The sequence below is a fragment of the Enterobacter sp. BIDMC 27 genome, assembly GCF_000534415.1.
GTDB classification, from domain to species: Bacteria; Pseudomonadota; Gammaproteobacteria; order Enterobacterales; family Enterobacteriaceae; genus Enterobacter; species Enterobacter hormaechei_C.
On record NZ_KI973178.1, the window covers coordinates 1,870,840 to 1,894,937 of the forward strand.

Here is a 24,098-nt window from a genome sequence, read left to right on the forward strand (position 1 = left end):
TTCTCTATAAATATAAGGGCCAGTTCATGCTTCAAAGTAACGAATACTTTTCCGGTAAAGTGAAATCCATTGGTTTTACCAGCAGCAGCACTGGCCGCGCCAGTGTCGGCGTCATGGCGGAAGGGGAATACACCTTTGGCACCGCAGAAGCGGAAGAGATGACGGTGATCAGCGGCGCGCTGAACGTCCTGCTGCCGGGTGAAACGGAGTGGAAAGTCTATAGTGCCGGGCAGGTCTTCAACGTGCCGGGCCACAGCGAGTTCCATTTGCAGGTTGCAGAGCCAACCTCTTATCTGTGCCGCTATCTGAAATAAAAGCATGCCGGGTGGCGCATTCGCTTACCCGGCCTGCGTTTTGCCTGTCAGCGCTGCGCTTCGCCGCCGAGACCTTCCACCAGGTTCTGAATTAACGCCGCCAGCTCGCCGGTCATCAGGATAAAGTCTGCGTCAAAGCGCTGAGCATAATCTTCGCGGTCGATATCTTCGTTCTGATCGCGCAGTTCATCGCAGAACTTAAGGCGCTTCACGGAGCCGTCATCACACATCACAAACTGAATGCGCTGCTGCCAGTCGAGTGCCAGTTTGGTCACCACTTTGCCCGCTTCAATGTGCACGGCGATTTCGTCGCTCACCAGATCCTGTTTCTTCGCGCGGATCACGCCGCCATCTTCCAGCAGCGCTTTCAGCTCTGCTTCATCAAGGATCTGGAAGCCCTGCGCGGCAGTCCCGCTGCGCACCCACTCGGTCAGGGTCAGCTCAATCGGCGTTTCCAGCGCCAGCGGTACCACCGGTAATGAGCCAAGGCTCTTACGCAGCAGCGCCAGCGTATCTTCCGCTTTTTTGGCGCTGGCGCAGTCCACCATGATCAGCCCGTTAACAGTGTCGATCCACATCATGGTCTGGCTAAAGCGGCTAAAAGCGCGCGGCAGCAGCGAGTGCAGCACTTCATCCTTAAGCGAATCTTTTTCGGTTTTTTTAAGCTTACGGCCCTGTTCAGCTTCCAGCTTGAAGATCTTCGCTTCGAGCGCCTGCTTAACCACGGGCGTCGGCAGGATCTTCTCTTCTTTACGGGCGCAAACGATGATTTGCCCCGTGCTGCTGGCGTGGGTCAGCGCATCGCTTTGAGAACCCATTGGCGGAACCCAGCCAGTTTTTGCCATATCCTGGCTACCGCAAGGGGTAAAGGAGTAAGCGGCTAACTGTTTTTCCATCTCTTCTGCACGCAGCGAAACGTCGCGGCTGAGACGGTAAACCATCAAATTTTTGAACCACAGCATGATAATTTCCACGGCCTTGTCGTTAAATCAGCGGGCATGATAACGAATTGTCGCATCGCTTGCATTGCTAATCGGGAAGTGGGCTTCTACTCTGTTGATAATCAAAATAATGAGGAGTGTCTTGTGCGTATTGGGATTGATTTGGGCGGCACCAAAACAGAAGTTATTGCGCTGAGCGAGCAGGGGGAGCAACTGTTTCGCCACCGTCTGCCTACGCCGCGCGATGATTATCACCAGACCATAGAGACGATTGCCCGCCTGGTCGATATGGCAGAGCAGGCAACGGGCGAGACGGGCACGGTCGGGATGGGGATCCCCGGCTCCATTTCGCCGTATACCGGCGTGGTGAAAAACGCCAACTCCACCTGGCTCAACGGTCAGCCGTTTGATAAAGACTTAAGCCAACGCCTGAACCGGGAGGTGCGTCTGGCGAATGACGCTAACTGCCTTGCGGTGTCTGAGGCCGTGGATGGCGCAGCGGCTGGCGCGCAGACCGTATTTGCGGTCATTATCGGCACCGGCTGCGGGGCGGGCGTGGCCTTCGGTGGGCGCTCGCATATTGGCAGCAACGGCACCGCGGGCGAGTGGGGACACAATCCGTTGCCGTGGATGGACGAAGATGAACTCAAATACCGCGCCGAAGTACCGTGCTACTGTGGCAAGCAGGGCTGTATTGAGACCTTTATTTCCGGCACGGGGTTTGCCACCGATTATCATCGTCTGAGCGGTCAGCCGCTGAAAGGTAACGAGATTATGCGTCTGGTTGAGGAGCAGGATCCGGTGGCTGAACTGGCGCTCAGCCGCTACGAAATGCGGCTGGCTAAGTCACTGGCGCATGTGATCAATATTCTTGATCCCGACGTGATTGTACTGGGCGGCGGCATGAGCAACGTCGACCGGCTGTACGCCACGGTGCCAACGCTGGTGAAACAGTGGGTATTTGGCGGCGAGTGCGAAACGCCGATCCGCAAAGCCGTCCACGGAGATTCCAGCGGCGTACGCGGCGCGGCGTGGCTCTGGCCGGAATAAACGCAAACCGTTTTTGATGTTTGTGCCCTCTCCCCGTGGGAGAGGGCCAGGGTGAGGGCACCAGAGCGCATCATCCCCCCATTTACTGCACCGCAAACTCCCTGTCCAGCCTGCTATATCCCAGCCCGTTGATCTTCTTCACTTTGATCTGCACCGGAATGCGCTCTTTCATTGCCTCTACGTGGCTGATCACGCCAATGGTTTTCCCGGTGGCGTTCAGCGCGTCGAGCGCGTCCAGCGCGGTGTCCAGCGTTTCGCTGTCGAGCGTGCCGAATCCTTCATCCAGGAACAGCGAGTCAATGCGCGTTTTGTGACTGACCAGATCGGAAAGCGCTAAAGCCAGCGCCAGACTGACCAGGAAACTCTCCCCGCCGGAAAGGGTACGGGTATCGCGTACCGCATCGGCCTGCCAGGTATCGACCACTTCCAGCTCCAGCGCGTCGCTGGCTTTACGCTGAAGCAGATAGCGGCCATGCAGACGGTTGAGCTGCTGGTTGGCAAGCCACACCAGATTATCCAGCGTCAGCCCCTGGGCGAATTTACGGAATTTATCGCCGGTGCTGGAGCCTATCAGCGCGTTGAGATAGCCCCAGTCGTCGGCCTGACGCGCCGCCTCCTCAATCTGCTGCATAAGCGCCTGCTGGTGCAGACGGTTATCGGCGTCCTGTTTGAGCTGCTGGCGGATCTCCCCCTGATGCGTGGTGTTGTCCCGAAGCTGTTGCGCCAGCTGGTGTAACTGCGCCTGAAGCGTTGCGGCATCGGTTTCCAGCCCCTCGGGGCGCTGTGCCTGATGCGCCTGAAGCTGCATGCTTGCCTGCACCGAAAGCGCCGTGGCCTGCTGGAGCTGGTTTTCCAGCGTCTGCTTTTGTTGTTCAAGCTGGCGGATCGACGTTTCATCCAGCAGGGCGGAGAGAAATGCGTCCCGATCGGCAAAGCAGCTCGCGGTCAGCGCGGCGTTGAACTGAGCCTGTGATTGCTGGAGCCGTTCACGCTCAAGCGTCTCCTGTTGCTGTAGGGTGGTGAGCTGACTTTGCAGCGACACGCATTCGTCGTGGATGCCGCGCCAGTTCTCAGGGATAACCGCGTCGGCTTCTGCATCATTGGTAACCGGCAGCGTCTCCAGAATGGGCATCAGGGCGTTAATACCTTCCTGAATCGTACCGTGCTGGGCCTGTTTTTCCTGCCACAGGGTATATTCGCTTTCGCGCGCGCTCAGCCAGGCGCTTTCAGCCCCTTCATCGGGTACGCTAAGCGACAGCGATTGTAACGAGGCCGCCAGCGCCTGACGCGTCGCCGTCAGCTGCTGCTGGTACTGGCGCGCCTGACCTTCCTGTTCATTGAGCTGGTTTTGCAGCGTCAGACGCTGGCTGAGCTGATACAGCTGGCGTTCATACTGTTCCTGTTCGCTCATCCAGGGGGCTATATCATCCTGAATATTCAGCGCTATGTTCAGGGAGGCGCAGACCTCCAGCCACTCCTTAGTAAGTGCTTGCTCTTCCTCAGAGAGAGCCTGTGCTTCCTCTGTCTCGCGCTGGATCTGCTGGGTCAGCGCATTCACCTGCGCGAGCACCAGCAATCCTTCCTCTTTTAGCGCAGCAACCTCTTTCTCCAGCGCGTCGCGGCGGCGCTGATTGTCAGTCAGTTCAAGCGCCTGATACTGCACAACTGCCGGATGTTCGCGTGAACCGCAGAGCGGGCAAGGCTTACCCGCTTCGAGCTGTGCACGATAGTTCTCAAGATCCTTGATTGTCGCCTCACGCTCACAGAGCGCTTTCAGGTCGGCATAGTGCTGATTTTTCTCTTTGAACTGCTGACGCCGCAGGATCAGCGTTTCATTCAGCTTAGCCTGCTCAGCCTGCGCTTTCTGCACGCTTTCCGCATTCTGGCGCAGCCGTTTTTGCAGCGGCTGAAAGCGAGCGTGAAGCGCTGTCAGACGCTGGCGGAGCGCCCGCGACTGTGCCTGTTGCTCCATTGCCGTCGCGAGATCCTCAGCCGTCAGCGTCAACCTACTTTCAGGCATCTCAGCCAGCTTCTGACGAAGCTCAGTCATGCGCGCTGACTGGGCAACAAGCTGATTTTTATCGCGACCCAGTTGCGTAAAATGCGCCCGCCAGCCGGCAATTTCCTGCCCCCACTGACGGAAACGATCGTGTTCGGTCAGCCACTGCGTCAGTACCTTGTGCTCTGTCTGCAACTGTTCACGGTTGCGCAGCGCACCGTTGCGAATACGCGAGCGCTGCGCTGCTCTGTCGAGTAAGCGAGTATTTACTTCAACAATTCGCTCTGTTGTCTGCGCCAGGCGGGTGGTCTGCTCCTGCTGATACTCCCATAGGGGACGTAGCTGGGCGGCGGGCTGCGCCAGCTTGAGCTTCGCCAGTTGGGGCGCGGCGTCCGTCAGAGCCTGTTGCGCCTGCTGCTGCGAAGCAGCTGCACGCTGCTGCTCACGTATCAGTTCGTCGTTACGCGTAAGCCACTGAAAATCTTTCTGTTGGCTTTGCTGCTGTGCCAGCAGGACTTTTTCTTCGTCAGTAAGTGCCTGCAAACTTTGCTGCAAGTGCTGCTGCTGTTCCTCGCTCAGCAGCACAACCCCTGCGGCCTGCGCTTCGCACATCTCCAGCGCGTTACGTGCCGCTTTGTGTTTTTCGAAAACCATGGCGGAAATCTGGCCGTAAATTTCCGTGCCGGTCAGTTCTTCCAGCAGCTCAGCGCGATCGCTCGGTTTAGCATTCAGGAAGGCGGCAAACTGCCCCTGAGAGAGCAACATCGAACGGGTAAAGCGACCATAGTCCAGCCCGGTAAGCGCGGCGGTTTGTTCCAGCTTATCCGTGACTTTGTCGGCCAGAATTTTGCCGTCTTCGCAGCGGGCCAGCTCAACGCGCGGTGCCTGTAAGTTCCCGTCCGGCTGGTTGCGGGCGCGGTTCTGGCTCCAGAAAGCGCGATAAGCAACGCCTTTGACCTCAAATTCTACTTCCGCCAGGCATTCGGCGGTATCGCGCGTCATCAGGTCGTTTTGCGCCTGAGAGACCTTATTAAGACGCGGCGTTTCGTGGTAAAGCGCCAGGCAGATGGCATCCAGCAGCGTGGTTTTACCCGCGCCGGTTGCGCCGGTGATGGCAAACAGTCCGTTGCTGGCGAACGGCTCCGCGGTGAAATCAATTTTCCACTCACCCTTCAGCGAATTCAGATTTTTCAGGCGCAGGCTCAGAATTTTCATGCGTTTTCGTCCTCGTCATGGAGGGAATGCAGGGTCTGGGCAAACAGCTCGTTAAGCCTGGTGCGTCTGGCCTCGTCCACCTCTTCATGCGCAAGCCGCCGCGCGAACACCTCTTCAACCCGAAGTTCGCTAAGCGTTTCACGCTGGGCGTTGAGCAGTATTTTCTCGCGCTGCTCGCGGCTGCGGCGTACCAGCAGCACCTCCACGGGAAGGTCTTCCGTCAGCGTCTGTATTTTACGTTGCATATCGTACAGGTAGTCGTCGGTGGTGATTTCGATATCGAGCCAGACGGGGGGATTAAGCGCTGCGCCGCGCCACTGCTCAAGCTGAGCGGTAATGGCGGCCAGATCGCCTTTCAGCACCGCCAGCGGCTGGGTGACCGGCACCTCAAGCGTCTCAACGGCGCTGAGTTTGCCTCCGGTGAAGCTCACCAGATGCACGGATTTGGCTTTGCCCGTTTCGTCAAAACTGAGCGAAATGGGCGAGCCGCAGTAACGGATATGCTCGCAGCCGCCGATGATCTGCGCCCGGTGAATATGCCCGAGGGCAATGTAGTCGGCGGGGGGGAAGTTTTGCGCCGGAAACGCGTCCAGCGTACCGATATAGATCTCGCGCACCGCATCACTCTTACTGGCTCCGACGGTGGTGAGGTGCCCGGTGGCAATGATCGGAATGGCCTGATCGCCGCGCAGGGCGCAGGCTTCCGTATGTTGCTGGTGATAATAGCGGGTGATGGCCTGCAACAGATGCTGCTGTTTTTCGCTGCCGGACAGACCTGCCTGGCTTTGCACGATATCGCGCGGGCGTAAAAACGGAATTGGGCACAGCACTGCGCCCGGCGTGCCGTCGCGTTTTTTCAGGATCTGCGGCGCGTGTCCGGCGCTGGCCACCACGGTGGTATTGAGGAACGCCAGAATATCGCGGGATTCATTCAGCGTCGCCACCGAGTCATGGTTTCCGGCGACAATCACCAGGTGACAACCGGTTTGCTGGAGGTTGACCACAAAACGGTTGTACAGCTCACGCGCATAGCTCGGCGGCGATCCGGTATCAAAAATGTCGCCCGCCACAATAATCGCGTCCACCTCGTGAGCCTGAGCCGTCTCCAGCAGCCAGTTCAGGAACGCTTCATGTTCCGCGGCGCGGCTTTTGCTGTAAAAATTTTGACCCAGGTGCCAGTCTGAGGTGTGAAGTATGCGCATAAAAGATCCGTGGCAATAATAAGAAAGCAGGATTATAAACGTTCGGGGAACGGAAAATAACCGCTGTAATAAAACAACAGTTTGCTATTTATAGTGGTAATGTTTTTCATAAATCTGTCATAAATCTGACGCATAATGACGCCGCATTACAGACTTGTAACTTAAATACGATAAGACAGGGCAAAGTATGGCGAGACGTATTCTGGTCGTAGAAGATGAAGCTCCGATCCGTGAAATGGTGTGCTTCGTGCTTGAACAAAATGGCTTCCAGCCGGTTGAAGCGGAAGATTATGACAGCGCGGTGAACCAGCTGAATGAACCCTGGCCCGATCTGATCCTGCTGGACTGGATGCTGCCTGGCGGTTCCGGATTGCAGTTTATCAAGCATATCAAACGCGAGGCGATGACCCGCGATATCCCGGTGGTAATGCTGACGGCGCGCGGCGAGGAAGAGGATCGCGTGCGCGGTCTGGAAACCGGCGCGGACGATTACATCACTAAACCGTTCTCCCCGAAAGAGCTGGTGGCGCGTATCAAAGCCGTGATGCGCCGTATTTCACCGATGGCGGTGGAAGAGGTGATTGAGATGCAGGGGCTGAGCCTGGATCCTACCTCACACCGGGTCATGACCGGTGAAAATCCCCTCGATATGGGACCGACCGAATTTAAACTCCTGCACTTCTTTATGACCCACCCGGAGCGCGTTTACAGCCGCGAACAGTTGCTGAATAACGTCTGGGGAACTAACGTCTATGTCGAAGACCGAACGGTTGACGTCCATATTCGCCGCCTGCGTAAAGCACTGGAACTGAGCGGCCACGATCGCATGGTACAGACGGTCCGCGGCACGGGTTATCGTTTCTCGACCCGTTTCTGAACAATGACAGGAGTGTGACGCGTGCTGGAACGTCTGTCATGGAAAAGGCTCGTCTTTGAACTGATCTTATGTTGTATTCCGGCCCTCATTCTGGGGGCTATCTTTGGCTATCTGCCGTGGTTTTTACTGGTGGCCGTGACGGGATTGCTCGTCTGGCATTTCTGGAATTTACTGCGTCTCTCCTGGTGGCTGTGGGTCGACAGAAGTATGACACCCCCGCCGGGAAGCGGGAGCTGGGAACCGCTACTCTACGGCCTGCACCAGATGCAGATGCGTAACAAAAAGCGCCGTCGTGAGCTGGGAAGCCTGATCAAACGCTTTCGTAGCGGTGCGGAGTCGCTGCCGGACGCGGTGATCCTGACGACAGAAGAAGGGACAATCTTCTGGTGTAATGGCCTCGCGCAACAGCTGCTGGGCCTGCGCTGGCCGGATGATAATGGTCAGAACATCCTGAACCTTCTGCGTTATCCCGAGTTCACGCTGTATCTGAAAAAGCGGGATTTTTCGCGCCCGCACAATCTGAAGCTCAATAACGGTCGCCATCTGGAAATCCGCGTGATGCCCTACAGCGATCGGCAGTGGCTGATGGTGGCGCGGGACGTTACCCAGATGCACCAGCTTGAGGGCGCGAGACGTAACTTCTTTGCCAACGTCAGCCACGAGCTGCGTACGCCCTTGACGGTGCTTCAGGGCTACCTGGAGATGATGCAGGAGCAAACGCTTGAGGGGGCGCCGCGTGAGAAAGCACTGCATACCATGCGGGAGCAGACGTTCCGCATGGAAGGGCTGGTCAAACAGCTGCTGACGCTTTCAAAGATTGAGGCTGCCCCGTCGTTGGCGCTAAACGACATCATTGATGTGCCGATGATGTTGCGGGTGGTGGAGCGCGAAGCCCAAACGCTGAGTCATAATCAGCACACCCTGAGTTTTGACGTTGATAACACGCTGAAAGTGCTCGGCAGTGAAGATGAGCTGCGAAGCGCTATCTCAAACCTGGTCTATAACGCCGTGAATCATACCCCGAAAGGGACGCATATCGCGGTGTGCTGGCAGCATACCCCGGCGGGCGCTGAGTTTAGCGTCGAGGACAACGGGCCGGGGATTGGGCCCGAGCACCTCCCGCGTCTCACCGAACGATTCTACCGGGTGGATAAGGCGCGCTCGCGGCAGACCGGCGGGAGCGGACTGGGACTGGCAATTGTGAAGCATGCCGTCAGCCACCACGAAAGCCGGCTCAATATCGAAAGCACCTTGGGTAAGGGCACGCGCTTTAGCTTCGTGATTCCGGAACGATTAATTGCCAAAAAAAGCGCCTGACGGCAGATGTGTCAGGCTACCTTTCCACGGGCCAGCGATTGCTGGCCCGTTTGCTTTGCAGTCAAGCGAAACGCGGATGAATATTATACGGCTGGTGCTTTTTTGTTCGCATGATTAGCCATGAGTTTTTCTTATACATGGCATATTATTTTGGTCTGAATTTTCATGCTGGCATATTGTTCTGGTTTTACGATCCCTTCTTGCCTTTAAACGTTATAAGCGTTTAAATTGCCCCCCATATACTGTCAGACCGACTGTATTTGCGTGGTAAATCGAAAAACTATTCTTCGCCACGCCAGGACGGGAGCATATCCCGCTGAAATTGAGCAAATTTTCCGCTGTATCGTCCCGTGAGGGATGGCGAAAATCTCAACGTATTCAACACCACATCCACAGGCAGTAAGGTTTTATGACCCATCACTTGAAATCGCGTGACATTATCGCGCTGGGCTTTATGACATTTGCGCTGTTCGTTGGCGCAGGTAACATCATTTTTCCTCCAATGGTTGGCTTACAGGCGGGTGAACACGTCTGGACGGCTGCGTTTGGCTTCCTGCTTACTGCCGTGGGCCTGCCGGTACTGACCGTTATCGCGCTGGCGAAAGTCGGTGGCGGTGTGGACAGCCTCAGCACCCCGATTGGCAAAGTGGCTGGCGTTCTGCTGGCAACCGTCTGCTATCTGGCCGTTGGCCCGCTGTTCGCGACCCCACGTACGGCGACCGTCTCCTTTGAAGTGGGTATCGCCCCGCTGACCGGTGACGGCGCCATGCCGCTGTTTATTTACAGCCTCATTTACTTCGCCATCGTGATTCTGGTTTCTCTCTATCCCGGCAAACTGCTGGATACCGTGGGTAACTTCCTGGCTCCGCTGAAAATTGTGGCGCTGATCGTGCTGGCGGTTGCGGCCATCGTCTGGCCTGCGGGGCCCATCAGCTCCGCGATGGACGCTTATCAGAACGCGGCGTTCTCAAACGGTTTCGTGAACGGCTATCTGACAATGGATACGCTCGGTGCGATGGTGTTTGGTATCGTTATCGTTAACGCCGCGCGTTCCCGCGGGGTGACCGAAGCGCGTCTGCTGACTCGCTACACCATCTGGGCTGGCCTGATGGCCGGTGTCGGCCTGACGCTGCTGTATCTGGCGCTGTTCCGTCTGGGCTCAGATAGCGCAACGCTGGTCGATCAGAACGCAAACGGCGCGGCGATCCTGCATGCTTACGTGCAGCATACCTTTGGTGGTGCAGGCAGCATGCTGCTGGCGGCGCTGATTTTCCTGGCCTGTCTGGTGACGGCGGTGGGTCTGACCTGCGCCTGCGCGGAGTTCTTCGCCCAGTATCTGCCGCTCTCTTACCGCACGCTGGTGTTTATCCTCGGCATCTTCTCCATGGCGGTGTCAAACCTCGGTCTGAGCCACCTGATTCAGGTGTCAATTCCGGTGCTGACGGCGATCTATCCGCCATGTATCGTGCTGGTGGTGCTGAGCTTCACCCGCCCGTGGTGGCATAACTCGACGCGAATTATTGCGCCGGCCATGTTTATCAGCCTGATTTTTGGTATCCTTGACGGGATCAAAGCATCAGCATTTGCAGAAATCCTGCCAGCCTGGACACAGCGTCTGCCGCTGTCCGAGCAGGGCCTGGCCTGGCTGATGCCTTCCGTTGTAGCGCTGGTTCTGGCGATTATCTGGGACCGTGCGGCAGGGCGTCAGGTGACATCCAACGCCCATTAATCAACGGCAACAAATTGTTTAACCACGGGGCTTAAGGCCCCGTGGTTTTTTGTTTTTTTCGTGTTGAATGGCAAGATTTTAATGGAAAGCACTAACAAACTTAAACGTGGATTGAGCACCCGCCACATCCGCTTTATGGCGCTGGGCTCGGCTATCGGCACCGGTCTTTTTTATGGCTCGGCAGATGCCATCAAAATGGCCGGTCCAAGCGTTCTGCTGGCCTACATCATCGGCGGCGTGGCGGCCTATATCATCATGCGTGCGCTGGGGGAGATGTCGGTTCACAACCCGTCTGCCAGTTCCTTCTCCCGCTACGCACAAGAAAACTTAGGCCCGCTGGCCGGGTTTATCACCGGCTGGACTTACTGCTTCGAAATCCTGATTGTCGCCATTGCCGATGTGACGGCGTTTGGCATCTATATGGGGGTCTGGTTCCCCGCCGTGCCGCACTGGATCTGGGTACTGAGCGTGGTGCTGATCATCTGCGCCGTCAACCTGATGAGCGTGAAGGTGTTTGGCGAGCTGGAGTTCTGGTTCTCCTTCTTCAAGGTCGCGACCATTATTATCATGATCCTCGCCGGTTTCGGCATCATCATCTGGGGTATCGGCAACGGTGGGCAGCCAACCGGCATCCATAACCTGTGGAGCAACGGCGGCTTCTTCAGCAACGGCTGGCTCGGGATGGTCATGTCGCTCCAGATGGTCATGTTCGCCTATGGCGGTATTGAGATTATCGGCATCACCGCCGGGGAAGCGAAAGATCCGGAGAAGTCCATTCCGCGCGCCATCAACTCGGTGCCGATGCGTATCCTGGTGTTCTACGTGGGCACGTTGTTTGTGATTATGTCCATCTACCCGTGGAACCAGGTGGGCACCAACGGCAGCCCGTTTGTCCTGACTTTCCAGCATATGGGCATTGCGTTTGCCGCCAGCATTCTCAACTTTGTGGTACTGACCGCCTCGCTGTCGGCCATCAACAGTGACGTGTTCGGCGTGGGTCGTATGCTGCACGGCATGGCGGAGCAGGGCAGTGCGCCGAAGGTGTTTGCCAAAACGTCGCGTCGCGGCACCCCGTGGGTAACGGTGCTGGTCATGACCGTGGCGCTGCTGTTCTCGGTTTACCTGAATTACATCATGCCGGAGAACGTCTTCCTGGTGATTGCGTCACTGGCGACCTTTGCGACGGTGTGGGTGTGGATCATGATCCTGCTGTCGCAGATTGCGTTCCGTCGCCGCCTGTCGCCAGAAGAGGCCAAAGCGCTGAAGTTTAAAGTGCCGGGCGGCGTGCCAACGACCATTGTCGGTCTCATCTTCCTGGTCTTCATCATTGGCCTGATTGGTTATCACCCGGATACCCGTATTTCCCTGTACGTGGGCTTCGCGTGGATCGTCCTGCTGCTGGTGGGCTGGATGTTTAAATGTCGCCGCGATCGTCAGCTGGCGGAAGCACAGTAAGGTAAAAATGCCGGGTGGCGCTGCGCTTACCCGGCCTACACTCCCTTTTGCCCTGGAAAAAATCTCCTCCTCCGTTCTCCTCCCCCAATAATCCCGAACACGATGAGCTATCTTTAATCACCCTGTGGCAAGGTGACGTCAATTTCATCAAAGGGGATTCGTGATGTTAAACGCCTGGCACCTTCCGGTTGCCCCATTTGTTAAGCAAAACAAAGACAACCTTGTGATTACGCTCTGGCTGGCAGGGGACAATCAGCCTGAACGTGTGACCCTGCGCGCCGAAGTGGATAACGAAGAAACGTCGCTGAAAATGCACAAAGTGCGCAGCCAGCCGCAGCCGGGCGTCACGGCGTGGCGGGCAAATATCGATTTGCTCAGCGGGCAGCCGCGTCGCCGCTACGGCTTCAAGCTGCTGTGGAACAACCGGCAGCTGTGGTTTACCCCGCAGGGCTTCAGCCGTTTTCCTCCGGCCCGGCTGGAGCAGTTTGCCGTGGATCACCCGGATAACGGCCCGCAGTGGGTTAACGATCAGGTCTTTTACCAGATTTTCCCGGACCGCTTTGCGCGCAGCGAAAAGCGCAACGCCGATCAGGACAAGGTTTATTACCATCATGCGGTCGGTCACGACATCATTCTGAAAAAATGGGACGAGCCGCTGACCGCCCAGGCGGGGGGATCGACCTTTTACGGCGGCGATCTCGACGGTATCAGCGAAAAACTGCCGTACCTGAAAAAGCTCGGCGTCACGGCGCTGTACCTGAACCCGGTGTTTAAAGCGCCAAGCGTGCACAAATACGATACGCAGGATTATCGCCACGTTGACGAGCAGTTTGGCGGTGACGAGGCGCTGCTGCGGCTGCGGCACAACACGCAAAAAAAGGGTATGCGCCTGATCCTTGATGGCGTGTTCAATCACAGCGGTGATTCTCACGCGTGGTTTGACCGTCATAATCAGTCGATGAGCGGCGCATGCCATAATCCGGACTCACCGCAGCGTGACTGGTACAGTTTTGATGAGAATGGCCGTGCCCTGGACTGGCTGGGCTACCCGAGCCTGCCGAAGCTCGATTTCCAGTCGCCATCGCTGGTGAATGAGATCTACGGCGACGACGACAGCATCGTGCGCCACTGGCTGAAAGCGCCGTGGAACATGGACGGCTGGCGGCTGGACGTGGTGCATATGCTGGGTGAATCAGGCGGGGCGCGGAATAACCTTCAACATGTCGCCGCCATTACCCGGTCGGCAAAAGCGGCCCGGTCGGAAGCGTTCGTCTTCGGGGAGCACTTTGGCGATGCGCGTCAGTGGTTGCAGGCTGATGCAGAAGACGCGGCGATGAACTATCGCGGCTTCACCTTCCCGCTGTGGGGTTTCCTCGCTAACACCGATATCTCTTACGATCCGCAGCATATCGACGCCGAAACCTGCATGGCGTGGATGGAAAACTATCGCGCTGGCCTGTCGCATCAGCAGCAGCTGCGGATGTTTAACCAGCTCGACAGCCATGATACCGCGCGCTTTAAATCATTGCTGGGTAAAGATGTGGCGCGTCTGCCGCTGGCAGTGACCTGGCTCTTTACCTGGCCGGGCGTACCCTGCATCTACTATGGCGATGAAGTGGGGCTGGAGGGGAATAACGATCCGTTCTGCCGTAAAACCTTCCCGTGGGAGAGTGAAAAACAGGATCAGGATCTGCTCAGCCTGTACCAGCGTATGGCGACGCTGCGCAGGCAGAGTCAGGCCCTGCGCTACGGGGGCTGTCAGGTGATGTACGCCCACGATAACGTGGTGGTGTTTGTCCGCGTCTATAACCAGCAGCGTGTGCTGGTGGCGATCAACCGGGGCGAGGCGTGTGAAGTGGTGCTGGAAGATTCACCGCTGCTGGCCGGTAAAACGTGGAAGATCAAAGAGGGTAAAGCGACGTTCCAGGAGAGCGTGCTCACGCTGCCCGCGATTTCCGCTGTGGTCTGGTTCGGCAGCTAAGCGCAGGCAGAATGGTTTTCACCTTTTAAGATGGCGCAAATGCAACGATTTGTGTCAATCTTAGCGGATCGTTTACGGTGAAGGTGGAAACATGGACGAGCTTTACATCCTTGGCTGTTTGTTCCTGGTTTTTGCGCTGGTCGTGGCACCCGTGCTCGCGGTGATAGGTTTTAACCGAAGCACGGCGGCGCGGCAGGAGATTGCCCGGCTTCGCCAGCGCATTGAGGCGCTTGAGCAGCGCGGTGTCGCTGAGAAAGCGCCGGAGCCGGTGCAGACCGCCGCGCCGGTGGAGACGCCAGCGTCGGTGGCAGAAGCCGTTACCCCACCTGTCGATCCCTGGCGTCCCGAACCGCCCGTCACTGAAGCAGAACCAGCGCTTGTACCGGCGGCAAAACGGCCTTCCGCCTTTGGCGGCATCCTGTCCTCGCTGACGCGCTGGTTTATGCAGGGCAATCCGCTGGCAAAACTGGGGATTGTACTGCTCTTCCTCGGCCTCTCTTTCCTGCTGCGCTATACCGTTGAACATTCACTGTTTCCGATTGAGCTGCGTCTTGCCGCCACGGCGCTGTTTGCCATGGTTCTGCTGGCCGTTGGATGGCGGCTGCGGCACAGGCAGCGGATCTACGCGCTGATCCTCCAGGGCGGGGCGACCGGCGTGCTTTATCTGACCGTCTTTGGCGCATTCCGGCTGTGGCAAATGCTGCCGATGACGCTGGCGTTTGCGCTGCTGGTGGTGATTTGCGCGGCGAGCGTCGGGCTGGCCGTGCTGCAAAAGGCGCTGAGCCTTGCCATGCTGGCGAGCCTCGGCGGATACCTTGCGCCGCTGCTGTTGTCTACCGGAGGCGGCAGCGTTGTGGCGCTGTTCTCCTTCTATCTCATGCTTTCCATCGGCATTCTCGCCATCAGCATCTGGCAGCACTGGCGCGAGCTCAACCTGCTCGGGCTGCTCTTCACGTTTGGCGTTGGCGGGGTATGGGGGCTGAGCGACTACCAGCCTAAAGACTATGCTATCTGTCAGCTGTTCCTGATTGCCAATACGCTTATTTTTGGCGTGTTTAGCGTGGCGCTGTCGCTGCGGGCGCAGGAAAAAGGCAAACAGATTATTGACGGCGCACTGCTGTTTGCTCCGCCGCTGATTGGTTTTGGGATGCAGTATGGCATGACGTCTCACTGGACGTACGGCCCGGCGCTCAGCGCGCTGGGCTATGGTGCGTTTTATCTCTCACTGGCGTTTCTCGCACTGCGACGCTATCCGTCTGTCGGGCGGCCACTGGTTATGGCGGCGCTGGCGATCGGCGGCGGGTTTGCCACGCTTGCCATACCGCTGGCGCTTTCAGCGCGCTGGACGGCGATGGCCTGGGCGCTGGAAGGGTTGGGTATTCTCTGGCTGGGCGTGCAACAGCAGCAGCGGCGCATGAGCTATAGCGGGACGGCGCTGCTGGTGCTGGCGCTCGGCAGCGCGATATGGGCGCAAATGGACGGCGTCACCTCGTTGAGCCTGCTGCTTATTTTCGCAGTGCTCAGTCTTTGCTGGCTGGCTGCGGCCTGGCTGTGGCAGAAAATCGCACAGCCGGGCAGTTGGGCATTGCTGGCCGGTGGGCTGCTGTTCTGGTTAGTGGCGCAGCTGGGCGCGTCGCAGCTGTTCCTGAAGCAGGAGTTATCGGTTCTGGAAGGCGTAATGGCGCTGACGGCGGCGTCGGCCTGGGGATGGCGGCAGGCTGCCGCTCGTCTGGCGTGGCGGGAGCTGGATGCCAGCAAATGGCTGCTGTGGCCGGTGATGCTGCTGATGGTGCTGTATCAGATCTGGCAACAGCAAATCCTGGCGGCCGGCTGGGCAAATCTGGCCTGGGCTATTGCGCTGCCTGCCGCCCTGATGCTGCTGCGGCGCGACGAAGATAAACTTCTGCCGCGCATCTCAATGGGACTGCATCTGTCGCTGGTGTGGATGATTTTACTCGCCATAGCCGCCGAGCTTTACTGGTTTGCCCGCTCCCTGCCGTGGGGCATGGCGGCTTGGGGAAGCGGCATTGCGATGGCTGTTGGCGGTGGGGTGATTATGGCGCTCTCCGCGGCCGTACGGCGTCGCGGGTGGCCGTTCCGGGTATGGCCTGCGCTCTACGCCTGCCTTGCCGCGATCCCTGTGGTTGTGGCGCTGGTGGTATTACTGGTCGTGACCAATTTGCAGGACGGTGTGGTCTATCAACAGACCTGGCTGCCGCTGGTGAACCCGCTTGAGGAAGGGGCGGCGTTCGCGCTGCTGGGGCTGGTGGTGTTTTATCGGGAAGTGGATCGCTACTATCCGGCATCGCTTGCGCAGTCCCGTCCGTGGCCCGCCGTTGTGCTGATGGCCCTGGGTTTCTGGTGGCTTAACGGCGCATTGCTGCGCGCGCTGGCGTGGTACGGCGAGGTGGCCTGGAATATGGAGTCGTTGTGGCATTCGCGGCTTATCCAGACCACCTTTGCCCTGTTCTGGATGTTGTGCGCGCTGGTGGTCATGATCCGCGCCACCCGTCACGCCTCCCGTCAGCAGTGGCTTGGCGGTGCGGCGCTACTGGGGGTGGTCATGCTCAAACTGATGCTGGTGGACAGCGCGGGCGGTGGCGGCCTGGCGCGCGCCGTCGCGTTTATTGGCGTGGCGATCCTGGTCCTGATTGTGGGCTATTTCTCGCCGCTACCGCCTAAAGCAGGAGAAGAAAAATGAAATGGATGAACGCGGTTGTTTGTACGGCACTGCTGGCCGTGGCCGGTCCGGCATTCTGCGAGGGCGCGCCAGCGGAATCCCCGCGGGATTATGCCTATGGCCTGTCCCTTGATACCTCTGCCTCTTCGCCGTGGTATCGGGTCATGCTGCCGCTGGCGGTTTATCAGCAGAGCACATCGCCCGATCTGCGCGACGTGCGCGTGTTTAATCAGTCGGGCGAGCCGGTACCGTTCAGCCTGGTTGCCACGACGCGTCCGCAGCCGGCACCGACCACCACGGCGCTGCGCCTCTTTGCGCTTAACGCCTCGCCGGGCGGAGAAGAGGACAGCGGCGATAAAATTATGCTACGGGCCAGAAACGGCGTGGAAATTGTGCTGGAAGGGCAACACGCGGCGGCTGCCGGACAGCACTATCTGCTGACCCTGCCGGAAAACGCGACGGAGGTTCCGCTCTCTCAGCTCCAGCTTTTCTGGGACACGCCGCAGGGCTCGTGGCAGGGGACGGCATCGGTCTATTACAGCGAGGATCTGAAAAACTGGTATACCCTGCGCGAAGAGATGCCCCTGCTGGACGTGATGAGTGGACAGGATCGCCTGAAGCTCGACCGCATCGATACCGATCTGGTGTTATCGCCTGAGGCGAATCGTTATCTGCTGCTGGTGCTGAACACGGGGCGTTCTGCCCTGACGTTAACCGGCGTCAACGCGATTAACGCGACTGAACAGCCGGAATCTGAGCACATTAGCCTGGCGGGAGAGGGGGAGCGGTTATCCGAAAGCGAAGCCGTGTGGCGCTGGAAACATCCGCAGCCTCTGAGTGCGATCGGCTTCATGCTGAATGGCGACGGTGTTCTCCCGGCAGAAATAGCCTGGCGGGAGGCGGATAAGGATCGGTGGCATACGCTGAAAAAAGAGGTGATCTACCAGCTCGGCGGCAAAACGTCTGAACCTGTTCCGCTCCCTGGCGGGCTGGTCGAGGCGGTAAAAATCAAGACCCTCAATGCGCGTTTGCCTGAGAACCTGCCTGGCGTGACCGGGCAACGCGTGCGCTACGATCTGGTGTTTAACGCGCAGGGGAAGGGGCCGTACCTGCTCGCGTGGGGGAACGGGGCTGCGAAACCGGCGAGCGTGGAGACGGATATGCTGATCCCGACCGAACTGCGTAAAACCTACGATCTGGCAGCCCTGCCGATGGCGGATACGCTGGAACCTGTCCCGCTGGGTGGCGAGGCGCGTTTAACCGCGACGTCTGCGGCTGAGCAGGAAAGCAGAATGAAAACGCTGATGGTCTGGGGCGTACTGATTGCGGGGGTGATGGTGCTTGCGGGTATGGCATGGCGCATCTGGCGCGAGGTAAAAAAAGACGGCGCAGCATAAGCCATAAAAAAACCCGCGTATTCGCGGGTTTTTTGGTAAACCGTGCCGATTACAGGCTGGATACGTTCTCAGACAGGTATTTAGCTACGCCGTCTGGGGAAGCCGCCATACCTTCTTTACCTTTTTCCCACTGAGCCGGGCACACTTCACCGTGCTCTTCGTGGAACTGGAGCGCGTCAACCATGCGCAGCATTTCGTCGATGTTACGACCCAGCGGCAGATCGTTCACAACCTGGTGACGAACGATGCCGTTCGCGTCGATCAGGAAAGAACCACGCAGTGCAACGCCAGCGTCCGGATGTTCGATACCGTAAGCCTGCTGGATTTCGCGTTTGATGTCCGCAACCATCGCGTATTTCACTGCACCGATGCCGCCGTTTTCGACAGGGGTGTTACGCCATGCGTTGTGTACAAATTCAGAGTCGAAGGAGACGCCAACCACTTCCACGCCACGCTTCTGGAATTCTTCGTAACGTTTGTCGAACGCGATCAGCTCAGACGGGCAAACGAAAGTGAAGTCCATTGGCCAGAAGAACAGAACGGTCGCTTTACCGTTGGTGTGCTGTTTGAAGTTGAAGTTTTCAACGATTTCACCATTGCCCAGAACGGCGGCAGCTGTAAAATCCGGAGCCGGACGAGTTACCAGAACCATATGATTCTCCTGTAGATACTAAGGTTATTTGGAACGCAACGCGGGCCAGTATAGAGGCAGTACGGGAATAAGACAAAGAGGTGGTAACAATCGTTCCACCAGCTTTTACCTATCAATCGAACCGACTTCACAGTTCTTTATTTTTCGCCTGCGTCATCATACGCGGGTAGAACTGCCAGAAGCGGGTTTCCAGCGCATCATAATGTTCATCCAGGTCATGCCATGAGTCGCGCAGCGCGTCCAGACGCGGTCGACGGCTCGCCATGCCGTTCAGGACGTTCTGAATGAAATCCATCTCGCGGTATCGCTCCAGCCAGCGTTCAGACCAGAGATAGTTATTCAGATTCACAAAGCGCGGCGGGGAGTCCGGCAAAATGATCGACACCTGCGCGTGGGCGTAGCGCACAAACTCAGGCAGCGACATATCAGGCGACAGCCGGGACCAGTGGCGCGACAGGAAATGATCCCACATGACGTCGAGCGTGATCGGCGCCACGCGTCGGGTTTCGGGGCGGAACCAGGCTTTGGCTTCCGTCACTTCCGGCAGGTTATCGGTCAGCACGTCGATGCGGCGGTGCATAAAAATCCCGTCGACAACCTCAGGGGAGTACGCTTCCGCGGGGTTGCCGCGTACAAAATCGGCCAGCAAATTGCCGGAGAGGGAGCTGTCCGCGAGATGAGCGAGATGCAGGTGAGCGAGAAAATTCATGCGTTTTCGTTGTCCGGTGGCGGCTAGTTGTTGCAGCAAAAGGGTGTGAGCACTAGACTATGCCGCCTGTTTTTAAGTCACGAGTATACGTCATGCGCGTCGCCGATTTCTCCTTTGAACTACCTGAATCCCTGATTGCTCACTATCCCATGCCTGAGCGTAGCAGCTGTCGCTTGCTGTCACTGGACGGGCCAACGGGCGCGCTGACGCACGGTACTTTCACCGATCTTCTCGACAAGCTCAACCCTGGCGATCTGCTGGTCTTTAACAATACCCGCGTGATCCCGGCGCGTCTGTTTGGCCGTAAAGCCAGCGGCGGCAAGATCGAGGTGCTGGTCGAACGTATGCTCGATGATAAACGTATTCTGGCACATATTCGCGCCTCTAAAGCGCCGAAGCCGGGCGCTGAACTGCTGCTGGGGGATGACGAGAGCATCAAAGCGACCATGACCGCGCGTCACGACGCGCTATTTGAAGTGGAATTCAACGACGAGCGCACGGTGCTCGATATCCTCAACGCCATCGGCCACATGCCGCTGCCGCCGTATATTGAGCGCCCGGACGAAGAGGCCGACCGCGAGCTGTATCAGACCGTCTACAGCCAGAAGCCTGGCGCGGTGGCGGCGCCAACGGCGGGCCTGCACTTTGATGAGCCGCTGCTGGAGAAACTGCGCGCGAAGGGCGTAGAGATGGCGTTCGTGACGCTGCACGTTGGTGCAGGCACCTTCCAGCCGGTGCGCGTGGACAGCATCGAAGACCACATCATGCACTCTGAGTATGCCGAAGTGCCACAGGAGGTTGTGGATGCGGTGCTGGCGGCGAAAGCGCGCGGTAATCGCGTCGTGGCCGTCGGTACAACGTCGGTACGTTCCCTTGAGAGCGCTGCGCAGGCCGCGAAAAGCGAGCTGATTGAGCCGTTCTTTGGCGATACGCAGATCTTTATCTACCCGGGCTATCAGTACAAAGTCATTGATGCGCTGGTGACCAACTTCCATCTGCCTGAATCGACGTTGATTATGCTGGTTTCCGCGTTTGCGGGGTATCAGCATACGATGAACGCCTACAAGTCTGCGGTAGAACAAAAATATCGCTTTTTTAGCTACGGTGACGCGATGTTTATCACGTACAATCCGCAGGCTTTGAATGAGCGTGTCGGGGAATAAGTCCGCGGCACCGTATTACAACGTTGGACTGTTTTTCTGACGTCGGAGAAAAAATGAAATTTGAACTCGATACCACCGATGGCCGCGCGCGTCGCGGTCGTCTGGTGTTTGATCGCGGCGTGGTAGAAACCCCCGCGTTTATGCCTGTGGGCACGTACGGCACCGTAAAAGGAATGACGCCGGAAGAAGTTGAAGCCACTGGCGCACAGATTATCCTCGGCAACACCTTCCACCTGTGGCTGCGTCCGGGCCAGGAGATTATGAAGCTCCACGGCGACCTGCACGATTTCATGCAGTGGAAAGGCCCGATCCTCACCGACTCCGGCGGTTTCCAGGTCTTCAGCCTGGGCGATATCCGTAAGATCACTGAGCAGGGCGTACACTTCCGTAACCCGATCAACGGCGATCCAATCTTCCTCGATCCGGAAAAGTCTATGGAGATTCAGTACGATCTCGGCTCCGATATCGTAATGATCTTCGACGAATGTACGCCATACCCGGCGGACTGGGACTACGCCAAGCGTTCCATGGAGATGTCCCTGCGTTGGGCGAAGCGTAGCCGCGACCGTTTTGACGCCCTGCAAAACAAAAATGCGCTGTTCGGCATTATTCAGGGCAGCGTTTACGAAGATTTACGCGATATCTCGGTTAAAGGTCTGGTAGAGATAGGCTTTGATGGCTACGCTGTCGGCGGTTTGGCTGTGGGTGAGCCGAAGGAAGACATGCACCGCATTCTGGAGCATGTCTGCCCGCAAATCCCGGCGGATAAACCACGATACCTGATGGGTGTGGGTAAACCAGAAGATCTGGTGGAAGGCGTACGTCGCGGCATTGATATGTTCGACTGCGTTATGCCAACCCGAAACGCGCGTAACGGTCATCTGTTCGTTACCGATGGCGTGGTGAAAATCCGTAACGCGAAGCATAAGAGTGACACCAGCCCGCTCGATTCCGAGTGCGATTGCTATACCTGTCGCAATTATTCTCGCGCGTATCTGCATCATCTCGATCGTTGCAACGAGATTTTGGGGGCGCGTCTCAATACCATTCATAATCTTCGTTATTATCAGCGCTTAATGGCTGGTTTACGTAAGGCTATCGAAGAGGGTAAATTAGAGAGCTTCGTGACCGATTTCTACCAACGTCAGGGGCGGGATGTTCCACCGTTGAACGTTGATTAATTTTAATAATGAGGGAATTTGAATGAGCTTTTTTATTTCTGATGCGGTAGCAGCAACGGGTGCACCAGCGCAGGGCAGCCCGATGTCTCTGATTCTGATGCTGGTTGTGTTCGGTCTGATCTTCTACTTCATGATCCTGCGTCCACAGCAGAAGCGTACTAAAGAGCACAAAAACCTGATGAACTCCATCGCGAAGGGCGATGAAGTCCTGACCAATGGTGGCCTGGTGGGTCGCGTAACCAAAGTAGCGGAAAACGGCTACATTGCTATCGCCCTCAACGACACCACTGAAGTGGTTATCAAACGTGACTTCGTAGCTGCCGTTCTGCCGAAAGGCACCATGAAGGCGCTGTAATCCCAACTTTTCCCAAAGGGAACTGCCGTGTTAAACCGTTATCCTTTGTGGAAGTACATCATGCTGGTCGTCGTGATTATCGTCGGCCTGCTGTACGCGCTTCCCAACCTGTATGGTGAGGATCCGGCCGTTCAAATCACTGGCGCGCGCGGTGTCGCCGCCAGTGAGCAAACGCTGATCCAGGTCCAGAAAACGTTACAAGAAGAAAAAATTACCGCTAAGTCTGTGGCACTGGAAGAGGGCGCAATTCTTGCTCGCTTCGACACCACCGACACGCAGCTCCGCGCACGTGAAGCGCTGATGGGCGTGCTGGGTGATAAATATGTCGTGGCGCTTAACCTTGCTCCTGCAACCCCACGCTGGCTGGCTGCGCTGAACGCAGAGCCAATGAAACTGGGTCTTGACCTGCGTGGCGGCGTTCACTTCCTGATGGAAGTGGATATGGATACCGCGCTCGGCAAGCTACAGGAACAGAATATCGACAGCCTGCGCAGCGATCTGCGCGATAAGGGCATTCCGTACACCACCGTACGTAAAGAAGATAACTACGGCCTGAGCATCACGTTCCGCGACAGCGCGGCACGCGATCAGGCTGTGACGTATCTGTCTCAGCGTCACCGCGATCTGGTGATCACCTCTCAGGGCAGCAACCAGCTGCGTGCGGTAATGACCGACGCGCGTCTGAGTGAAGCACGTGAATACGCCGTTCAGCAGAACATTAACATTCTGCGTAACCGTGTAAACCAGCTGGGCGTGGCTGAGCCACTGGTACAGCGTCAGGGTGCTGACCGTATCGTGGTCGAACTGCCGGGTATCCAGGATACCGCCCGTGCGAAAGAGATTCTGGGCGCGACGGCGACCCTGGAGTTCCGTCTGGTTAACTCCAATGTCGACCAGGCTGCTGCGGCTTCAGGCCGTGTGCCGGGCGATTCTGAAGTGAAACAGACCCGCGAAGGCCAGCCTGTTGTGCTGTACAAACGCGTGATCCTGACCGGTGACCATATCACCGACTCCACTTCAAGCCAGGATGAGTACAACCAGCCGCAGGTTAACATCTCGCTGGATAGCGCAGGCGGCAACATCATGTCTAACTTCACCAAGGACAACATCGGCAAGCCGATGGCGACCCTGTTCGTGGAGTACAAAGACAGCGGTAAGAAAGACGCCAATGGCCGTGCCGTGCTGGTGAAAGAGGAAGAGGTGATTAACATCGCCAACATCCAGTCTCGTCTGGGTAACAGCTTCCGTATTACCGGTATCAGCAACCCGAACGAAGCGCGTCAGCTCTCTCTGCTGCTGCGTGCCGGTGCGCTGATTGCGCCAATCCAGATTGTTGAAGAACGTACCATTGGTCCAACCCTGGGTATGCAGAACATCAAACAGGGTCTGGAAGCGTGTCTGGCCGGTCTGGTGGTCTCTATTCTCTTCATGATCTTCTTCTACAAGAAGTTTGGTCTGATTGCGACCTCCGCGCTGGTGGCAAACCTGGTGCTGATCATCGGTATTATGTCTCTGCTGCCGGGGGCAACGCTGACCATGCCGGGGATTGCGGGTATCGTCTTAACCCTTGCGGTGGCGGTCGACGCCAACGTACTGATAAACGAACGTATCAAAGAAGAGCTGAGCAACGGTCGTTCTGTACAGCAGGCGATTGAAGAAGGCTACAAAGGAGCGTTCAGCTCCATCTTCGATGCGAACGTAACAACACTGATTAAGGTTCTTATCCTGTATGCAGTGGGTACTGGTGCGATCAAAGGCTTTGCGATTACTACCGGTATCGGTGTCGCAACGTCGATGTTTACCGCTATTGTCGGCACCCGTGCCATCGTGAACCTGCTGTACGGCGGCAAGCGCGTCAAAAAGCTGTCTATCTGAGGAGTG

18 protein-coding genes are annotated in these 24,098 nt (G+C 57.4%); 13 read left to right on the top strand and 5 right to left on the bottom strand.

Annotated features, from left to right (window positions below; genetic code table 11):
- Positions 1–26 precede the first annotated feature (26 nt).
- Complete coding sequence (gene ppnP / locus L463_RS13715) at positions 27–314, top strand: pyrimidine/purine nucleoside phosphorylase (protein WP_023296006.1); 288 nt, start codon at positions 27–29, stop codon at positions 312–314.
- 47 nt (positions 315–361) lie between these two features.
- Here ppnP and rdgC read toward each other — a convergent pair whose 3' ends face one another.
- Entirely contained in the window at positions 362–1,276 is a 915-nt protein-coding gene (gene rdgC / locus L463_RS13710; RefSeq protein WP_006809928.1) for a recombination-associated protein RdgC, read from the bottom strand.
- A gap of 123 nt (positions 1,277–1,399) precedes the next feature.
- Here rdgC and mak point away from each other — a divergent pair, with 123 nt between their 5' ends.
- A complete protein-coding gene (gene mak, locus L463_RS13705) occupies positions 1,400–2,305 on the top strand; it encodes a fructokinase (RefSeq protein WP_023303177.1) in 906 nt (301 codons plus the stop codon).
- Between the two features lie 82 nt (positions 2,306–2,387).
- On the opposite strand, the gene sbcC is transcribed toward mak, so the two are convergent.
- Both sbcC and sbcD read right to left on the bottom strand, forming a co-directional pair.
- The gene (gene sbcC / locus L463_RS13700) at positions 2,388–5,519 is read right to left on the bottom strand and encodes an exonuclease subunit SbcC (protein ID WP_032102865.1); all 3,132 of its coding nucleotides are present in this window, start codon (positions 5,517–5,519) and stop codon (positions 2,388–2,390) included.
- Positions 5,516–6,721, bottom strand: a complete 1,206-nt coding sequence (gene sbcD, locus L463_RS13695) for an exonuclease subunit SbcD (RefSeq protein WP_017694432.1) — start codon at positions 6,719–6,721, stop codon at positions 5,516–5,518. Before sbcD ends, sbcC begins: the two co-directional genes overlap by 4 nt.
- 187 nt (positions 6,722–6,908) lie before the next feature.
- Between sbcD and phoB the strand changes: the two genes are divergently transcribed.
- The 7 genes from phoB (at position 6,909) to L463_RS13660 (ending at position 18,157) form a co-directional block, all read left to right on the top strand.
- Positions 6,909–7,598 (top strand): phosphate response regulator transcription factor PhoB, encoded by a 690-nt coding sequence (gene phoB, locus L463_RS13690; RefSeq protein WP_003859122.1) that lies wholly within the window; start codon positions 6,909–6,911, stop codon positions 7,596–7,598.
- 21 nt (positions 7,599–7,619) lie between these two features.
- Positions 7,620–8,915, top strand: coding sequence for a phosphate regulon sensor histidine kinase PhoR (gene phoR, locus L463_RS13685; protein ID WP_017383159.1), 1,296 nt, complete (start codon positions 7,620–7,622; stop codon positions 8,913–8,915).
- Between the two features lie 409 nt (positions 8,916–9,324).
- Positions 9,325–10,644 (top strand): branched-chain amino acid transporter carrier protein BrnQ, encoded by a 1,320-nt coding sequence (gene brnQ / locus L463_RS13680; protein WP_017694430.1) that lies wholly within the window; start codon positions 9,325–9,327, stop codon positions 10,642–10,644.
- A gap of 81 nt (positions 10,645–10,725) precedes the next feature.
- Positions 10,726–12,099, top strand: a complete 1,374-nt coding sequence (gene proY / locus L463_RS13675) for a proline-specific permease ProY (protein WP_017383160.1) — start codon at positions 10,726–10,728, stop codon at positions 12,097–12,099.
- Positions 12,100–12,262: 163 nt separating this feature from the next.
- On the top strand, positions 12,263–14,080 hold the full coding sequence (gene malZ, locus L463_RS13670) for a maltodextrin glucosidase (RefSeq protein WP_023296011.1): 1,818 nt from the start codon (positions 12,263–12,265) through the stop codon (positions 14,078–14,080).
- Positions 14,081–14,171: 91 nt separating this feature from the next.
- Positions 14,172–16,781, top strand: a complete 2,610-nt coding sequence (locus tag L463_RS13665) for a DUF2339 domain-containing protein (RefSeq protein WP_032673150.1) — start codon at positions 14,172–14,174, stop codon at positions 16,779–16,781.
- Entirely contained in the window at positions 16,778–18,157 is a 1,380-nt protein-coding gene (locus L463_RS13660) for a DUF3999 domain-containing protein (protein WP_032102867.1), read from the top strand. The genes L463_RS13665 and L463_RS13660 overlap by 4 nt, the downstream gene beginning before the upstream one ends.
- A gap of 49 nt (positions 18,158–18,206) precedes the next feature.
- Here the strand turns inward: L463_RS13660 and L463_RS13655 are convergent, their stop codons facing one another.
- A complete protein-coding gene (locus L463_RS13655; protein WP_003859113.1) occupies positions 18,207–18,809 on the bottom strand; it encodes a peroxiredoxin C in 603 nt (200 codons plus the stop codon).
- A gap of 127 nt (positions 18,810–18,936) precedes the next feature.
- Positions 18,937–19,518, bottom strand: a complete 582-nt coding sequence (acpH, locus tag L463_RS13650) for an ACP phosphodiesterase (protein ID WP_015571305.1) — start codon at positions 19,516–19,518, stop codon at positions 18,937–18,939.
- Positions 19,519–19,610: 92 nt separating this feature from the next.
- Between acpH and queA the strand changes: the two genes are divergently transcribed.
- From queA to secD, 4 genes are read left to right on the top strand one after another with little or no spacing between them, the layout of a single operon-like run.
- A complete protein-coding gene (gene queA / locus L463_RS13645; RefSeq protein WP_017694427.1) occupies positions 19,611–20,681 on the top strand; it encodes a tRNA preQ1(34) S-adenosylmethionine ribosyltransferase-isomerase QueA in 1,071 nt (356 codons plus the stop codon).
- A gap of 53 nt (positions 20,682–20,734) precedes the next feature.
- Positions 20,735–21,862: a tRNA guanosine(34) transglycosylase Tgt gene (gene tgt / locus L463_RS13640; RefSeq protein ID WP_015571303.1), complete on the top strand. Its 1,128-nt coding sequence runs from the start codon at positions 20,735–20,737 to the stop codon at positions 21,860–21,862.
- 22 nt (positions 21,863–21,884) lie between these two features.
- Entirely contained in the window at positions 21,885–22,217 is a 333-nt protein-coding gene (gene yajC, locus L463_RS13635; protein WP_003859109.1) for a preprotein translocase subunit YajC, read from the top strand.
- A 27-nt stretch (positions 22,218–22,244) separates the two neighbouring features.
- Positions 22,245–24,092 carry a protein translocase subunit SecD gene (gene secD, locus L463_RS13630; RefSeq protein WP_063135571.1) on the top strand — a complete coding sequence of 616 codons (1,848 nt, stop codon included), beginning with the start codon at positions 22,245–22,247 and terminating at the stop codon, positions 24,090–24,092.
- The last annotated feature ends 6 nt before the right edge of the window (positions 24,093–24,098 follow it).

Excerpts from the sequence above, each read along its gene's own strand:
- ppnP (WP_023296006.1), top strand. The coding sequence starts at position 27 with ATGCTTCAAAGTAACGAATACTTTTCCGGTAAAGTGAAATCCATTGGT.
- rdgC (WP_006809928.1), bottom strand. The coding sequence starts at position 1,276 with ATGCTGTGGTTCAAAAATTTGATGGTTTACCGTCTCAGCCGCGACGTT.
- sbcC (WP_032102865.1), bottom strand. The coding sequence starts at position 5,519 with ATGAAAATTCTGAGCCTGCGCCTGAAAAATCTGAATTCGCTGAAGGGT.
- sbcD (WP_017694432.1), bottom strand. The coding sequence starts at position 6,721 with ATGCGCATACTTCACACCTCAGACTGGCACCTGGGTCAAAATTTTTAC.
- phoB (WP_003859122.1), top strand. The coding sequence starts at position 6,909 with ATGGCGAGACGTATTCTGGTCGTAGAAGATGAAGCTCCGATCCGTGAA.
- brnQ (WP_017694430.1), top strand. The coding sequence starts at position 9,325 with ATGACCCATCACTTGAAATCGCGTGACATTATCGCGCTGGGCTTTATG.
- proY (WP_017383160.1), top strand. The coding sequence starts at position 10,726 with ATGGAAAGCACTAACAAACTTAAACGTGGATTGAGCACCCGCCACATC.
- malZ (WP_023296011.1), top strand. The coding sequence starts at position 12,263 with ATGTTAAACGCCTGGCACCTTCCGGTTGCCCCATTTGTTAAGCAAAAC.
- L463_RS13665 (WP_032673150.1), top strand. The coding sequence starts at position 14,172 with ATGGACGAGCTTTACATCCTTGGCTGTTTGTTCCTGGTTTTTGCGCTG.
- L463_RS13660 (WP_032102867.1), top strand. The coding sequence starts at position 16,778 with ATGAAATGGATGAACGCGGTTGTTTGTACGGCACTGCTGGCCGTGGCC.
- L463_RS13655 (WP_003859113.1), bottom strand. The coding sequence starts at position 18,809 with ATGGTTCTGGTAACTCGTCCGGCTCCGGATTTTACAGCTGCCGCCGTT.
- acpH (WP_015571305.1), bottom strand. The coding sequence starts at position 19,518 with ATGAATTTTCTCGCTCACCTGCATCTCGCTCATCTCGCGGACAGCTCC.
- queA (WP_017694427.1), top strand. The coding sequence starts at position 19,611 with ATGCGCGTCGCCGATTTCTCCTTTGAACTACCTGAATCCCTGATTGCT.
- tgt (WP_015571303.1), top strand. The coding sequence starts at position 20,735 with ATGAAATTTGAACTCGATACCACCGATGGCCGCGCGCGTCGCGGTCGT.
- yajC (WP_003859109.1), top strand. The coding sequence starts at position 21,885 with ATGAGCTTTTTTATTTCTGATGCGGTAGCAGCAACGGGTGCACCAGCG.